Source organism: Pseudomonas sp. P4_C8, from assembly GCF_056401975.1.
Window position 1 is genome coordinate 120,274 of record NZ_JBFUIH010000001.1, and the last position, 14,223, is coordinate 134,496.

The following is a 14,223-nucleotide window of genomic DNA, read 5'->3' on the forward strand; positions in this document are numbered from 1 at the left end:
TGTCAGGCGCAGCCGAAAATGGTTTCAAGAGCGCAGACCCTCCGACCCACTGCCAATGATGCGCGTGTCTGACATTTTGCTGTGCTGTGGCGCCAAGGATACTGTCGGTCCGGCCACAGGCGCCAAGGGTTAGGCACCGCAGAGCAGGGAATCTAGTTGCCATCCGCCACGTGGCGTTCTATCTCCGCTATTTTTTCTTTGAACTTCTCTATGGCCTGTTCCTTGGCGTGGGTGGAAGAAGGCGTGAGGGTTTCATCAACGGCCTCTGCATCACGGTCCTGAAGATCGCGATCGACCACGTTAACGGGTTTATCTGTTACATCAGTGGTTGGGCCATTTGATGTTGCTTGGGTGTCTTTGACATCGTCATCGTTGTGCATGTCGTTTACCTCTGTTGACTGCATTCACTTGGCTTTTTCTTCTTCTGAGCCTTCCTGCGAAGGTTACAAAACGTTAGAAATTCAGGATGAGGTAAAGGTGCTGTTTCGCTGACGAGCGGCAGCACTTGTGGGAGCGAGCCCGCTCGCGATAGCGGTGGGTCAATCAACAATGAAGCCGACTGACGCACCGCATTCGTCGGAACGCCGCCCGGAGCCGGCTCGCTCCCACAGGGGATTTGTGTGAGGGCATTAAAAAAACGCCGCGCATCTGACGATGGGCGGCGTTTTCTATGGCGTTGTAGCGTTAGGCTTGAACGACCGGAATGTTGGCGTTCGCAGCCGCTTCACGGAACTCGGCGATCTGGTCGAAGGACAGGTAGCGGTAGACATCGGCCGCCATGCTGTCGATCTTGCCAGCGTATTCCATGTACTCCTCGACGGTCGGCAGGCGACCCAGGATGGAAGCCACGGACGCCAGCTCGGCCGAGGCCAGGTAGACGTTCGCGCCGTCACCCAGACGGTTCGGGAAGTTACGGGTCGACGTCGACACCACGGTGGCGTTTGGTTCTACGCGAGCCTGGTTACCCATGCACAGCGAGCAGCCCGGCATTTCCATGCGCGCGCCGGCCTTGTTGTAGATGCCGTAGTAGCCTTCCTCGGTCAGTTGGTGAGCGTCCATCTTGGTCGGCGGCGACAGCCACAGACGGGTTGGCAGCTGACCGTCGACCTGTTCCAGCAACTTGCCGGCCGCGCGGAAGTGACCGATGTTGGTCATGCACGAACCGATGAACACCTCGTCGATTTTCTGACCTTCAGCGGTCGACAGCAGACGAGCGTCGTCCGGGTCGTTCGGTGCGCAGAGAATCGGTTGGGTGATTTCTGCCAGGTCAATCTCGATGATTTCAGCGTATTCGGCGTCAGCATCGGCAACCAGCAGCTCAGGGTTGGCCAGCCAGGCTTCCATCGCTTGAGCACGACGTTCCAGGGTGCGCGCATCGCCGTAGCCTTCGCCGATCATCCAGCGCAGCAGGGTGATGTTGGAGGTCAGGTACTCGGCAATGGCCTTTTCCGGGAGTTTGATGGTGCAGCCAGCCGCCGAACGCTCGGCCGAGGCGTCGGACAGCTCGAAAGCCTGCTCGACGGTCAGGTTGTCCAGTCCTTCGATTTCCAGGATGCGTCCGGAGAAGGCGTTGATCTTGCCTTTCTTCTCCACAGTCAGCAGACCGGCCTTGATGGCGTAGTAAGGGATCGAATGGACCAGGTCACGCAGGGTGATGCCCGGTTGCATTTTGCCTTTGAAACGCACCAGGACGGACTCGGGCATGTCCAGCGGCATAACGCCGGTGGCAGCGGCGAACGCAATCAATCCGGAGCCCGCCGGGAACGAAATACCGATCGGGAAACGGGTGTGCGAGTCACCACCGGTACCGACGGTGTCCGGCAGCAGCATGCGGTTCAGCCAGCTGTGGATGATGCCGTCACCCGGCTTGAGCGAAACACCGCCTCGGTTGCGCATGAAGTCCGGCAGGGTGTGGTGGGTCGTCACATCCACAGGCTTGGGGTAAGCCGCGGTGTGGCAGAAGGACTGCATCACCAGATCGGTCGAGAAGCCCAGGCACGCCAGGTCTTTCAGTTCGTCACGGGTCATCGGACCGGTGGTGTCCTGAGAACCGACGGTGGTCATCTTCGGTTCGCAGTAGGTGCCCGGACGAACGCCCGTCACACCGCACGCCTTGCCGACCATCTTCTGCGCCAAGGTGTAACCCTTGGTGCTTTCAGCCGGCGCTTCAGGCTTCTTGAACAGGTTCGACGGTGGCAGACCCAGCTCGGCACGCGCCTTCTCGGTCAGGCCACGGCCGATGATCAGCGGAATACGACCGCCAGCACGGACTTCGTCCAACAGCACCGGGGTCTTCATTTCGAAGGTGGCGATGATTTCGTCAGTGCCGTGCTTGCAGACTTTGCCAGCATGCGGGTACAGGTCGATCACGTCGCCCATGTGCATGTTGGACACATCGAATTCGATTGGCAGGGCGCCGGCATCTTCCATGGTGTTGTAGAAGATTGGAGCGATCTTGTTGCCGAAGCAGAAACCGCCAGCGCGCTTGTTCGGTACGTAAGGCACGTCGTCGCCGAAGAACCACAGCACCGAGTTGGTGGCSGATTTACGCGACGAACCGGTACCGACCACGTCRCCGACGTAGGCGATSGGGAAGCCTTGGCCGCGCATTTCTTCGATCTGCTTCATCGGGCCGGTGACGCCTTGTTCGTCCGGCACGATRCCGTCGCGAGCCATTTTCAGCATGGCCAGGGCGTGCAGCGGGATGTCCGGGCGGGACCAGGCGTCCGGAGCAGGGGACAGGTCGTCGGTGTTGGTTTCGCCGGTGACCTTGAACACGCGCAGGCTGATCTTGTCGGCCAGCACAGGGCGGTTTTTGAACCACTCGCCGTCAGCCCAGGATTGCAGCACGCCTTTGGCGTGAACGTTACCGTTCTTGGCGCGTTCAGCGACGTCGTGGAAAGCGTCGAACATCAGCAGGGTGTGCTTGAGTTCTTCGGCAGCCACTGGGGCCAGTTCGGCGTCGTCCAGCAGGTTGACCAACGTGACAATGTTGTAGCCGCCCTGCATGGTGCCGAGCAGTTCAACCGCGCGCTTCTTGTCGATCAGAGGGGATTTGGCTTCGCCTTTGGCGAGGGCAGAGAGGAAACCGGCCTTTACATAGGCCGCTTCGTCCACTCCAGGTGGAACGCGATTGGTGATCAGGTCAACGAGGAAAGCTTCTTCGCCAGCCGGGGGATTCTTCAGCAGCTCGATCAGGCCTGCAGTTTGTTCGGCGTTAAGCGGCTGGGGAACGATACCCAGTGCTGCACGCTCTTCGATATGTTTGCGGTAGGCTTCAAGCACAGTTATTACCCTCATCAGTGGTCCCAAATGGGTGTCCGGGACGCTCATCCCGAATTGCCGTACTCATGCGCTGCATGGCGTTGTGAGCCACTTAGCCAGAATTACCGGCAATTCCTTACAGAAGCTGCTTTCAAAGTTTTACGCCTGCAGAACGGGAGCTGATGAGGGTTGGCGCTGAGCTTTTCCCCGCTGGAAAAACCCTTCGCCAACACCGCTCTGAAGGAACGACTGTGCTCGTGACGCTTTGAAAACAGCTTCTAACGGACATTGGCGCCTTAAAAGGCTGGCTGATTCTACGGCAAAAAAAAATTAAAGGTAAGTTAGACCCCGAATTTTGAGGGGTGATGAATGTTAGACAAAGGGCTAACATGCCGACCTGTCAGTTTCCCCCGTGTTTTGCCTATCTATGCCCAATCAGACCATCAAGACCCCCTGCGTCGGCCTTTGCTCCACTGTTTACGGTGATTTGGTGTGCCGTGGCTGCAAGCGTTTCCACCATGAAGTGATCAACTGGAATGGTTACAACGAGGAGGAAAAGCGCGCGGTATGGCTGCGTCTTGAGCAATTGCTGTCCCAGGTGATGGCCAGCAAACTGGAGGTTTTCGACCCTCAGCGTCTGCGTTTGCAACTGGAGCAACGCAAGATTCGTTTTGTGCCGCATCAGTCGGAGTATTGCTGGGCGTATCAGCTGATTGCCCGTGGGGCGCGGGTGATCAATAACCTGGAAGCCTACGGGATGGTGCTGATGCCGGAATTTCGCGACTGGAACCTGCCGGAATTGCGTGATGCCATTGATCGGGAATTTTTCTTGCTGTCTGAGGCGCATTATCAACGGTACATCGCACCGGGCTTCCTGAAAGACGCCTTTGGCGCCTAAAAGCATCGTCGGAACGCCGCCCGGACCAAGCCCGGCTCCCACAGTGGATCTCCAGTGCTCACAAAACCCTGTGGGAGCCGGGCTTGCCCGCGATGGCGTCCGACCAGACGCCATAGATTTCAATGCTGAGCCAATTCCCCAAGCTTATCCTCAATCTCCTGCGGCTTGAGCACCAGCACATCACCCTCCACCGCATCCAGCACCACTTCCGCCGTATTGCCGATCAAAGCCCCCGACAACCCGGACCGCGCCACGGTGCCGATCACGGTCACTGCCGCCTGTAGCTTGTGCACCATGAACGGAATCAACACATCCGCCGGGCCTTCCTCGATATGCAAATGGTCATCGTCGATGTCGTATTCCGCCTGGAACGCCTTGCACTGCTCGCGATAGCGCGCTTCGATGGTTTCCTTGAGCTGGAAGGTCGGGTCGGCCGACGACAGCATCGGCGATGGATGCGCACTGATCACGTGCAAATGAGCCTTGGCCAGGCTGGCGATGTCATAACCGTAATCAATGATGGTGTTGTGCAGGTGACGGTGTTCAAGGTCGCTATTGCCGACATCGACAGCCGCCAGGATCACTTTGTCTTTCCAGGAACCGGCAGTTTTTACCAGCAGCACCGGGGTAGGGCACTCGCGAAGCAGCTTCCAGTCGTCCGGGGTCAGCAGTGCCTTTTTCAGCTGGCTGTCCGGGTAATGCTGTTTGACCACCAGCCCGCAGCCCTCAGCCTGCTGCACTTCGATGATGGTTTGGTGCAGGCTTTCATTCCAGGCCTGTTCGGTGGTGACGCTAAAGCCGTCCGCCAACAAGGCTGCCTTGAGCACGCCCAACATACCGTTATGGTCATGTTTGCGGTCAACGACCAGCAGGTGCAAGTGCGCCTGAGTCACTCCGGCAATCAATTTGGCCCGTTTGAGCGCCAGGCTCTCCGAATGTTCGGGTTCTATGACCACCAGAATGCTGCGAATGGCTTGCATGATCGGGATCTCCATAAAGGGGTAAAAAGCACGGCGTTGCACAACTATAGTTGCTGCTCGCCAACCAGGTACTTGATGCATATCAACGGTTGGCGACTGGTGGTCTGCCGACAGGCCGGTATAATCGGCGCCCTTCGTTTTTGAACCCTTTATCCGTGAGCCCCATGATCCTTCCCGAAATTCACGAGTTCCTCGGCTGCCGTACCCCTGACGGCTGGGTGCAGGCCGCACTGGCCGATCAGGAAACCTTGCTGATCGACCACAAGAACTGCGAATTCAAAGCGGCCAGCACGGCGCTGAGCCTGATTGCCAAGTACCACTCCCATGTCGACCTGATCAACCTGATGTCGCGCCTGGCCCGGGAAGAACTGGTGCACCATGAACAAGTCATGCGCCTGATGAAAAAGCGCAAGATCGAGCTGCGCCAATTGTCCGCCGGTCGCTACGCCTCGGGCCTGCGCAAAGTGGTACGCAGCCATGAACCGGTGAAACTGGTGGATACGTTGGTGGTGGGCGCTTTTATCGAGGCCCGCAGTTGCGAGCGTTTCGAGGCGCTGGTGCCGCATCTGGATGAAGAACTGGGCAAGTTCTACTTCGGGCTGCTGAAAAGCGAGGCGCGGCATTTCCAGGGTTACCTGAAACTGGCTTACCAGTACGGGGACGCCAAGGACATCGCCCAAGTGATCGATAAGGTCCGTGCGGCAGAGCAGGAGCTGATCGAGTCGCCGGACGTGGAGTTCCGTTTCCACAGTGGCGTGCCCGCTGCGGCCTGACGCTTAAAACGCCTTAGCGGCTCAAGCCGAGGCGTTCGTGCCAATCAGCGATGGACTCTTCGGGATAGACCTCGAACTGCTGATCGCCGGAATGCGCCTCGACCTCCACCCACGGCGCTTTTGAGCCGAGCATCAAGTGCGTGTGCTCTGGCGGCACCGGCAACGGGGTGTCGATGGCGGACGCAAACGGGTGGATCAGCTCCGGCCATTCAGGGCTGAACAGCCACAGTCCCGTACCACAAAGGGAGCAGAAATGCCGTTCGGCGCTGCTGCTGTGCGCCCGTTTATCGCCTTCATCCTTGAGCCGTGCATGGTAAATCGCGATGTGCTTTCGGCCGCGTACCTTGAGGCTCCCGGCATCGCCGCCGAGATTGATCGCATAACCGCCACCGCCCTGTGTCTTGCGACAGATCGAGCAGTAGCAACGTTGATAAGGGTAGGGGTGGGCACTGTTCAGGCTGAATGACACGGCGCCGCAGTGGCAGGAACCTTCTAGATGCATGGTCGCTTCCTACGAGTATTGGGCTTATCTGCAAAGCTTAGACTTTCAGTGGTAAGGCGGGCCTCATCGCGGGCAAGCCCTAATGCCGATCAGTTAAGCAATTTATGCGACAACGCAATTTTTGTAGCAGCTGGCGAAGCCTGCGTTCGGCTGCGCAACAGTCGCGAAATCAGACGATGCAGTGTTTCAGGAAGACCGCAAACTCAGGTTTTACGACTGCTGCGCAGCCGAACGCAGGCTTCGCCAGCTGCTACGGATCGCGTTATGGCTTAACTGATCGGCATTAGGGCAAGCCCGGCTCCTACATTGGTTTTGTGAACACTGAAGATCAACTGTAGGAGCCGAGCTCGCTCGCGATGAACGATTACGCGGTCTTGCTGGACGCCCGCTAATGGCCAAGGCAGCATGAGCGCCTTCACCACCGGGGCTGACTCATGCGACGACTACCTTCACTGGCAGCACTGCGAACCTTCGAATGCGCCGCCCGCCACGCGCACTTCGGCCGGGCTGCCACTGAGTTGTGTGTCACCGACAGCGCTGTCAGCCACCAAATCCGCCAACTCGAAGAACACTTGGGCGTTTCGCTGTTCATCCGCGAAGGCCGGCAGATTCGCCCGACCATGGCTGCCGGGCGGCTGATGCAAAGTTTGCAGCAGGCTTTTGAACTGATCGGCGATGCCTGCGATGAGCTGCGCGATCCGTCATCGCTGGCGGTGTTGCGTCTGGCTGTTACCGCCGAACTGGCCCAAAAGTGGTTGATGAGCCGCCTCACGGATTTCTACGCGCGCTATCCGCACATCACCTTGCACCTGTACGAACAACCGATCGATGCAACGGCGCCGGGGGAAGACATCGACTTGGCGATCACCTACGGCACCGGTCCGGTGGACAGTAGTGCGTACTTTGTCAGGCCATTGCCGGCATTGCAGTTCTTTCCGGTGTGCAGCCCCGGCCTGTTCAATCAGGGCACACTCAAAGCGCCCAGGGATCTGGCACGCCATTGCCTGCTGCACGATGACCAGGACGGCAAGACCTGGACTGCCTGGCTGACCAGCCATGCCGGTGACCAGCGCCCCGAGCGACAGTTGTATTTCGCACATGCCGGCCTCGCACTGGAAGCGGCAGCCCAAGGGCAGGGCGTGGCGATGGGCGATAACCTGACAGCACAGGAAGATTTGCTCAGCGGTCGTCTGGTCCGGCCGTTCACCTCCAGCATGACCGCCCTCGGGCAATACGCGCTGGTGTGCGAACGAGTGCGGCTGGAGCGTCCGGCGGTGGCGCAGATGCTGGAATGGTTCAACGATCAACTGATCGATTGATGAGTTGAATTCAACTGTTCCGAAATAATCGTCGTTGGCGAGCAAGGCGCCAGCAACCTTAGCCTGTGGTCATTCCAATCCCCGCTGATGAGGTTTGACCATGGCACGTTTGCTCGATTCAACCCCTAAACAAGACGGTTTCCGTTTGCCCGGCGAATTCGAAACCAAGTCCGGTTGCTGGCTCGGCTGGCCGGAGCGAACCGACGTGTGGCGCAATGGCGCCAAGCCGGCGCAGAAAGTCTGGGTGCAAATTGTCACCGCGATCTCGCACAGCGAACCGGTCACCGTTTGCGCCTCTGCCACGCAGTTCGCCACGGCCCGCCGCCAGTTGCCGCCGCAAGTACGTGTGGTGGAAATGACCTGCAACGACACCTGGTTCCGCGACAGCGGCCCGTGCTTCGTGGTGAATGACAACAGCGGTGAAGTGCGCGGTGTCGACTTCGAATTCAACGCTTACGGCGGTCTCGACGGTGGTTTGTACTACCCGTGGGACAACGACGATCAGATCGCCAGCAAGGTTCTCGAAATCGAACGTTTCGACCGTTACCGTGCGCCGCTGATCGCCGAGCTGGGCGGGATCCAGAGTGACGGTGAAGGCAGCATCCTCACCACTGAGCAATGCCTGCTCAACCGCAATCGCAACCAGCATTTGGGCAAGGATGAAGTCACGCGACGCCTGACCGATTACCTCGGCGCCGAGCAAATCATCTGGCTACCTCGGGGCTGCAAATTCGACGAAACCGACGGTCACGTCGATGACCTCGCCTGTTTCGTGCGTCCCGGCGAAGTGGTGCTGCAATGGACCGACAACCGCGATGACCCGCAGTGGGAAATCTATCAGGAGGCCTACGACATCCTGCGCAGCACCCGCGACAGCCGTGGCCGCGAGCTGATCGTGCACAAACTGCCGCAACCGGACGTGCTGGAGTGGACCGCCGAAGAAGCCGAAGGCCTGGATCAGCAAGACAGCACGCACACGCGTCAGGCCGGGACGCAAATCTGCGCGTCGTACATCAACTACTACGCCGGCAATACATCGATCGTGGTGCCGTTGTTCGGTGACCGCAACGATCAGGCCGCCATGGCGACCCTCGCCGAGCTGTTCCCGCAGCACAAAATCGTCGGCATTGAAAACTCCCGGGAGATCCTCCTTGGTGGTGGCAACGTTGCTTGCATCACCATGCCGCAATACGCGGCGCCTGCCAGCAACAAAAAGGGAGTTTGAATATGGGCCTGCACAAACTGACTCAAGCGTTATTGCTGGTGCTTGCACCCCTGTGTGTGCAGGCCGCCGACACCGCCAAACCGGTGGTCAACCTGTACATCTGGGGCGAGTACCTGGCGCCGGATACGCTGACCAATTTCGAGAAGAAAACCGGCATCCATGTGGTCGCCGATCACTTTGATTCACTGGAAACCGTCGAGACCAAATTGCTGACGGGTCGCAGCGGTTATGACCTGGTGCTGACGGCGGGACAGCATTTGTCCCGGGCGATCCAGAGCGGCGCGATCCAGACGCTGGACCGCAAGCATACGCCGCATTTTCAAGGCGTCGGCGAGGAGTTTCGTCAGCACATGGCGGTGTTCGATCCGGGCAATCGCTACGCCGGCATCTATGCCTGGGGCACCACCGGCGTCGGCTATCAGGAAGAGGCGGTACAACAGCGCTTACCCGACGCACCCCAGGACAGTTGGGCGATGCTGTTCGATCCCGCCGTGGTGTCGAAATTTGCCGGTTGCGGAGTCAGCCTGCTCAACGATCCCAACGAGGTGTTTGCGGCGGTCATGAAGTACATGGGCCTGGACATCAACCGCCAGAACCTCGATGACCTGAAGCTGGCCGAGCAGCAATTGGCGAAGATCCGCCCGTATATCCGCTACTTCGACAATGACTTGAACATAAGCGACCTGGCCAACGGCAACACCTGCGTGGCGATGTCGTGGAACGGCAACGTGGCGATCGCCGCGGGGCAGGCCGAGGCGGCGAAGAAACCGTTCACGTTGAACTACCGGATACCCAAGGAAGGCACCTTGATCTGGTTTGACGCCATGGTCATTCCCAAGGACGCGCCACACCCCGAGGCGGGGCTGGCGTTGATGGATTATCTGATGACGCCTGAAGTGATCGCGCCGATCACTGACACCATTCACTACGCCAACGCCATTACAGCGGCGGATGGCTTGATTGATCCGGCGATTCGCAATGACCCGGGGACGTATCCTTCGGCGCAGGTGAGGGCATCGCTGTATAGCAAGAACGACAATGGGAAGGTGTTTAACCGGGCGTTGATTCGGGCGTTTAGTCGGTTGAAGTCGGGGTTGTGATTGGCCTTGAGTAATGTGGTGAATGTGATTCCGCCATCGCGAGCAGGCTCACTCCTACAGGGGATTTGTGGACACTGGAGATCCAGTGTAGGAGTGAGCCTGCTCGCGATGAACGATAACGCGGTCTATCTGGTAGGCACCCGCCACAAATACCACGCCGCCACCGTCCGATACGGGCTCCACGCCACCCCGATCTCTACCATTTGCTTACGCGTCGGCTGCACCTCCAACCCCTTCAGCCGGCGATACCCTTCACGCACGCCAAAATCATCGGCCGGCAGAATATCCGGCCGTTCGAGGCTGTAAATCAGCAGCATCTCAACCGTCCAGCGGCCGACCCCGCGCAAGGTGATCAAGCGCTCGATCAACGCCTCATCCTCCATCGCCAACGCCGTCGCATATTCCGGCACCACGCCGTCTAGCGTTGCTTGGGCAATCCCCTGAATGGTCGCGATCTTGCCCGCCGAAAACCCGCAACTACGCATCTGATCAAACCCGGTCGCCAGTATCTGTTCCGGCCGTGGGAATGCCACCGACGGAAACAGGGCCAGCAACCGCCCGACAATCGCATCCCCGGCCTTGGCGTGCAGTTGCTGATAGGCAATCGCCCGCACCAGCGACTCATACGGATCGCGAGCCGCATGGGGCTGGTGCAGGCACGGACCGATGGCCGCGATGTGGCGCGCCCAGTCTGCGTCGAGGGACGCTAAAAACCGGGTCGCCGGCAGATAGGGATCGGGCATGGCGATCAAGTGTTTCCGGTTGATTTCAGCAAGGCGTTAACTTCACCGTAAGTAAAAGCCTTGAGGTGGCTGCTATCGAGTTTGCCGGTCTCCAGAAAGCTCTTGGCCAGCCCGGCCATGGCGCCATACAAAAACTCGGCGATGCCCGAACCGGCACTCAAACGCCTCACGCCCAGTGCTTTCAATGCTTCAAGCGATGGCAACCCCGGCAGCCCAAGCACATTCACCGGCAACGTCGTGCCCTGGCACAACGCGGCGATTTCATACTCCGCCGAGACACCCGCGGCAAACAGCCCGTCGGCACCCGCCGCTTGATACAGCGCGGCGCGCTTGAGTGTTTCGGCGACGCGATCTTCGGCCGGCACCAATCCTCGCAGGTACACATCGGTGCGGGCATTTATGAACAGCTTCACATTGCGCTGATCAGCAACCTTGCGCGCCACCTCGATCTTGCGCACCAGCAACTCGGGCGCAGACGCACCGTCTTCGATATTGATCCCGACCGCGCCGGCGGCAATCACTGCCTCAATCACTTGGGCAACCCGCGTCAGGTCATCGGAATAGCCAGCCTCGACGTCCACGGTCAACGGCAACGAAATCACGCGGACGATGGACTCGACGGTCGATACCAGTCGTTCGAGGGGCAGGGCATTACCGTCCGCATAACCATGAGCCCAGGCCACCGCCGCGCTGCTGGTGGCGACGGCTTTGCAGCCCAGTTGCTCGACGATACGGGCCCCGGTGGCATCCGCGACGTTGGTGAGGATCAACAAGCCTTCGTGGTGCAGTTGGTGGAATTGTGTGTCCATCGAATGTCCTTCCTGATGACGGTTGAGGCAATCAGAACGCCAGTTGTTGGGTGACCAGCATCGCTGCGTTTTCCAGCCGGAGCAGAAACGCCTTGCGCGGTTGTCCTCCACCATAGCCGGTCAGCGAGCCATCCGCACCGATGACCCGGTGGCAAGGCACCACGATGGCCAGTCGGTTGTGCCCGTTGGCCAGGCCCACCGCCCGACTGGCACCGGGTTTGCCCAACAGCCTGGCGATGTTGCCGTAGGTGCTGGTCTTGCCGTACGGGATCTTCGCCAATTCACCCCAGACCTGCCGGGCGAATTCACTGCCAGGCAGGTGCAGCGCGACGGTGAACTCGGTGAGTTTGCCGGCGAAATACTGCGCCAGTTCCACCTCGATCTGCTGTAGATGCGCGTTGTGCCCTGGCGCGACCGCGTAGCCATATCGGTTCTGCAGTTCTTCGACTTCACGGGTCAACGCCGGACGGTCGAGGAATTCCAGCAGCACCAGTCCACGGCGCTCGGCCATGGCGATCATCGGCCCCAGTGGTGTGGTCAGTCGAGTGTAGAGCAACGGTTCACTCTGCGCGGCTCGGCCCGGGGTGATGTGGAACGACTTTTGAAAGGCGTCACGGAAACCGCTGAGGGATTCATATCCCGAGTCGAATGCCGCGCTGTCGATGGAATCGCCCTGTTTGATCCCGCCCAGCGCCATGCCGAGACGGCGCGTGCGCAGCCAGGCGTGAAAGGTCATGCCCAAATGCTGCTTGAACCAGCGCCGCAGTTTCAACGGCTCGATGCCCTCGGCCAGCAACTGGGTGTCGGTCCAGCGCTGCTCGGGATCGGCATTCACCGACTTCAGCAGCGTCTGTACCCAGTCGGGCGCGATGGCCGCAGCGTCCAGCGGCTTGCAGCGCAGACACGCGCGATAACCCGCTGCCAGGCATTCATCGGCGTGCGCAAAGAACTCGACGTTCTCTGGTTTTGGCGAACGCGCCGTACAGCCGGGACGGCAAAAAATCCCGGTGGTTTTCACGGCCGTGAAGAACACCCCCTCGTAGGCAGTGTCGCGTTCGAGCATGGCGCGAACCATTTCAGCATGGGGCGGCAGTAAAGCGGTCTGTATGTTCATGGGCTGAGCATAAAACCCTGTGGGCGGTGTCTCCACCGGAAAATCGACAATGAATTTTTGTGGCTCTGGACTACAGTGATCGGGTTACTGATCAGGCAGCCAAACAGGGAGTGATTTCATGCAACCGTTTACGATTCAACACATCGATCACATCGTGCTGCGCGTCCAGGACCTGGAGCGAAGCATCACGTTCTACGCGCAGGTGTTCGGCGCTGAACTGGTCAAGCGCCAAGACAATCTGGGGCTGGTGCATCTGCGTGCCGGGACCTCCATGATCGACCTCGTCAGCCTGGACGGTGAACTCGGGCGCAAGGGCGGTGCCGCCGCCGGGCAAGAGGGGCGTAATCTCGATCATGTCTGCCTGCGCATCGAGCCCTTCGACGAAGCGGCACTCATCAGCCACTTGCAGTCGTTCGGTCTGGCGCCTGAGAAAGCGGCCACACGCTTCGGCGCCGAAGGCTATGGCTTGTCGCTTTATTGCTTTGATCCGGATGGCAATCAGGTCGAGCTCAAAGGGCCGTCCACGTAAAACACTACTGATCAGCCTTAGGTAGCCTGAAGTTGCTCGCGTAAAAATTCGATAAATCGTCGGGTTTGTTGGAGGGCCTGTTCTTGAGAAGTGCGGAGCGAATGGCGAAAACATCCATGCCATACGCTCCAATGGTGCCTGCCGTCATTATTGGCTGGAGCGAACGGCCCCTCCATCAATCAACAAATTCTGCCCGGTCAGGTAGCCCGCATGGCTGCTGCAAACGAAGGCACACAGCGCACCGAACTCCTCGGGTGAGCCGAAGCGTTTGGCAGGAATTTCGTGACGGCATTCGTCAAGGAATACCTCACTGTCTTGCCCCGACTCTTGGGCGGCCGCGACCAGGTTGTCACGCAGTCGATCGGTATCGAAGGAGCCCGGTTGCAGGTTGTTGATCGTCACATTACGACTGGCAATGTTTTCTTGCCGGGCAAGCCCGGCGATGAACCCCGTCAGACCACTGCGCGCGCCATTGGACAGACCCAGGCTTTCGATAGGGGACTTCACGGCACTCGACGTGATGTTGATGATTCGGCCAAATCCACGCGCCGCCATACCGTCTACCGTTGCCTTGATCAACTCGATCGGGGTGAGCATGTTGGCATCCAGCGCCTTGAGCCAGGCGTCGCGGTTCCATTCGCGGAAATCCCCGGGAGGAGGGCCTCCAGCGTTGTTGATCAATATATCGAAATGCTCATGGGCCATGAGCGCTGCCGCCCGACCCTCAGGCGTCGAAATGTCTCCGGCTACGGCGATGACAGTCACTTCAGGATTTATCGCTCTGAGTTGACGGGCTGTTTCATTCAGCGTCTGTTCGCCCCGTGCAGTGATCACCACGTTCACGCCTTCGTGGACCAGTGCCTGTGCGCAGGCTTTGCCCAGACCTTTGCTGGCGGCGCATACCAGCGCCCAGCGTCCTGCTATTCCTAGATTCATGCGGGTTTTCCTGAAAGAAGTAAGCTCAAAA

The 14,223-nt window shown here is 59.2% G+C and carries 14 protein-coding genes; 6 read left to right on the plus strand and 8 right to left on the minus strand.

The window, feature by feature from the left end:
- Positions 1-152 precede the first annotated feature (152 nt).
- Both AC1DWM_RS00455 and acnB read right to left on the minus strand, forming a co-directional pair.
- Positions 153-380 carry a hypothetical protein gene (locus AC1DWM_RS00455; RefSeq protein ID WP_477794408.1) on the minus strand — a complete coding sequence of 76 codons (228 nt, stop codon included), beginning with the start codon at positions 378-380 and terminating at the stop codon, positions 153-155.
- Between the two features lie 304 nt (positions 381-684).
- Positions 685-3,285 (minus strand): bifunctional aconitate hydratase 2/2-methylisocitrate dehydratase, encoded by a 2,601-nt coding sequence (gene acnB, locus AC1DWM_RS00460; protein ID WP_477794464.1) that lies wholly within the window; start codon positions 3,283-3,285, stop codon positions 685-687.
- Positions 3,286-3,691: 406 nt separating this feature from the next.
- On the opposite strand from acnB, the gene AC1DWM_RS00465 reads away from it, so the two are divergent.
- The gene (locus AC1DWM_RS00465; protein ID WP_027923350.1) at positions 3,692-4,162 is read left to right on the plus strand and encodes a DUF1289 domain-containing protein; all 471 of its coding nucleotides are present in this window, start codon (positions 3,692-3,694) and stop codon (positions 4,160-4,162) included.
- Positions 4,163-4,281: 119 nt separating this feature from the next.
- On the opposite strand, the gene AC1DWM_RS00470 is transcribed toward AC1DWM_RS00465, so the two are convergent.
- Positions 4,282-5,142, minus strand: coding sequence for a universal stress protein (locus tag AC1DWM_RS00470; protein ID WP_223521800.1), 861 nt, complete (start codon positions 5,140-5,142; stop codon positions 4,282-4,284).
- Positions 5,143-5,306: 164 nt separating this feature from the next.
- On the opposite strand from AC1DWM_RS00470, the gene AC1DWM_RS00475 reads away from it, so the two are divergent.
- Positions 5,307-5,915 (plus strand): MiaE family protein, encoded by a 609-nt coding sequence (locus AC1DWM_RS00475; protein ID WP_046032069.1) that lies wholly within the window; start codon positions 5,307-5,309, stop codon positions 5,913-5,915.
- Between the two features lie 13 nt (positions 5,916-5,928).
- Here the strand turns inward: AC1DWM_RS00475 and AC1DWM_RS00480 are convergent, their stop codons facing one another.
- Positions 5,929-6,417 (minus strand): GFA family protein, encoded by a 489-nt coding sequence (locus AC1DWM_RS00480; protein ID WP_223521803.1) that lies wholly within the window; start codon positions 6,415-6,417, stop codon positions 5,929-5,931.
- Between the two features lie 434 nt (positions 6,418-6,851).
- Here AC1DWM_RS00480 and AC1DWM_RS00485 point away from each other — a divergent pair, with 434 nt between their 5' ends.
- From AC1DWM_RS00485 to AC1DWM_RS00495, 3 genes are all read left to right on the plus strand, one after another.
- Positions 6,852-7,736 carry a LysR substrate-binding domain-containing protein gene (locus AC1DWM_RS00485; RefSeq protein ID WP_477794409.1) on the plus strand — a complete coding sequence of 295 codons (885 nt, stop codon included), beginning with the start codon at positions 6,852-6,854 and terminating at the stop codon, positions 7,734-7,736.
- Positions 7,737-7,836: 100 nt separating this feature from the next.
- Positions 7,837-8,961: an agmatine deiminase gene (aguA, locus tag AC1DWM_RS00490; protein WP_477794410.1), complete on the plus strand. Its 1,125-nt coding sequence runs from the start codon at positions 7,837-7,839 to the stop codon at positions 8,959-8,961.
- 2 nt (positions 8,962-8,963) lie between these two features.
- Positions 8,964-10,061: an extracellular solute-binding protein gene (locus AC1DWM_RS00495; protein WP_477794411.1), complete on the plus strand. Its 1,098-nt coding sequence runs from the start codon at positions 8,964-8,966 to the stop codon at positions 10,059-10,061.
- Positions 10,062-10,186: 125 nt separating this feature from the next.
- Here the strand turns inward: AC1DWM_RS00495 and AC1DWM_RS00500 are convergent, their stop codons facing one another.
- From AC1DWM_RS00500 to AC1DWM_RS00510, 3 genes are read right to left on the minus strand one after another with little or no spacing between them, the layout of a single operon-like run.
- On the minus strand, positions 10,187-10,804 hold the full coding sequence (locus tag AC1DWM_RS00500) for a DNA-3-methyladenine glycosylase family protein (RefSeq protein WP_223520934.1): 618 nt from the start codon (positions 10,802-10,804) through the stop codon (positions 10,187-10,189).
- 5 nt (positions 10,805-10,809) lie between these two features.
- Positions 10,810-11,613, minus strand: a complete 804-nt coding sequence (locus tag AC1DWM_RS00505; RefSeq protein ID WP_223520932.1) for an isocitrate lyase/PEP mutase family protein — start codon at positions 11,611-11,613, stop codon at positions 10,810-10,812.
- 31 nt (positions 11,614-11,644) lie between these two features.
- Entirely contained in the window at positions 11,645-12,727 is a 1,083-nt protein-coding gene (locus AC1DWM_RS00510) for a bifunctional transcriptional activator/DNA repair enzyme AdaA (RefSeq protein WP_223520930.1), read from the minus strand.
- A gap of 118 nt (positions 12,728-12,845) precedes the next feature.
- On the opposite strand from AC1DWM_RS00510, the gene AC1DWM_RS00515 reads away from it, so the two are divergent.
- Complete coding sequence (locus tag AC1DWM_RS00515) at positions 12,846-13,256, plus strand: VOC family protein (RefSeq protein ID WP_223520928.1); 411 nt, start codon at positions 12,846-12,848, stop codon at positions 13,254-13,256.
- A gap of 147 nt (positions 13,257-13,403) precedes the next feature.
- Here AC1DWM_RS00515 and AC1DWM_RS00520 read toward each other — a convergent pair whose 3' ends face one another.
- Positions 13,404-14,192 (minus strand): SDR family oxidoreductase, encoded by a 789-nt coding sequence (locus AC1DWM_RS00520; protein WP_223520926.1) that lies wholly within the window; start codon positions 14,190-14,192, stop codon positions 13,404-13,406.
- Positions 14,193-14,223: the final 31 nt, after the last annotated feature.

Excerpts from the sequence above, each read along its gene's own strand:
- AC1DWM_RS00455 (WP_477794408.1), bottom strand. The coding sequence starts at position 380 with ATGCACAACGATGACGATGTCAAAGACACCCAAGCAACATCAAATGGC.
- AC1DWM_RS00465 (WP_027923350.1), top strand. The coding sequence starts at position 3,692 with ATGCCCAATCAGACCATCAAGACCCCCTGCGTCGGCCTTTGCTCCACT.
- AC1DWM_RS00470 (WP_223521800.1), bottom strand. The coding sequence starts at position 5,142 with ATGCAAGCCATTCGCAGCATTCTGGTGGTCATAGAACCCGAACATTCG.
- AC1DWM_RS00475 (WP_046032069.1), top strand. The coding sequence starts at position 5,307 with ATGATCCTTCCCGAAATTCACGAGTTCCTCGGCTGCCGTACCCCTGAC.
- AC1DWM_RS00480 (WP_223521803.1), bottom strand. The coding sequence starts at position 6,417 with ATGCATCTAGAAGGTTCCTGCCACTGCGGCGCCGTGTCATTCAGCCTG.
- AC1DWM_RS00485 (WP_477794409.1), top strand. The coding sequence starts at position 6,852 with ATGCGACGACTACCTTCACTGGCAGCACTGCGAACCTTCGAATGCGCC.
- aguA (WP_477794410.1), top strand. The coding sequence starts at position 7,837 with ATGGCACGTTTGCTCGATTCAACCCCTAAACAAGACGGTTTCCGTTTG.
- AC1DWM_RS00495 (WP_477794411.1), top strand. The coding sequence starts at position 8,964 with ATGGGCCTGCACAAACTGACTCAAGCGTTATTGCTGGTGCTTGCACCC.
- AC1DWM_RS00500 (WP_223520934.1), bottom strand. The coding sequence starts at position 10,804 with ATGCCCGATCCCTATCTGCCGGCGACCCGGTTTTTAGCGTCCCTCGAC.
- AC1DWM_RS00505 (WP_223520932.1), bottom strand. The coding sequence starts at position 11,613 with ATGGACACACAATTCCACCAACTGCACCACGAAGGCTTGTTGATCCTC.
- AC1DWM_RS00510 (WP_223520930.1), bottom strand. The coding sequence starts at position 12,727 with ATGAACATACAGACCGCTTTACTGCCGCCCCATGCTGAAATGGTTCGC.
- AC1DWM_RS00515 (WP_223520928.1), top strand. The coding sequence starts at position 12,846 with ATGCAACCGTTTACGATTCAACACATCGATCACATCGTGCTGCGCGTC.
- AC1DWM_RS00520 (WP_223520926.1), bottom strand. The coding sequence starts at position 14,192 with ATGAATCTAGGAATAGCAGGACGCTGGGCGCTGGTATGCGCCGCCAGC.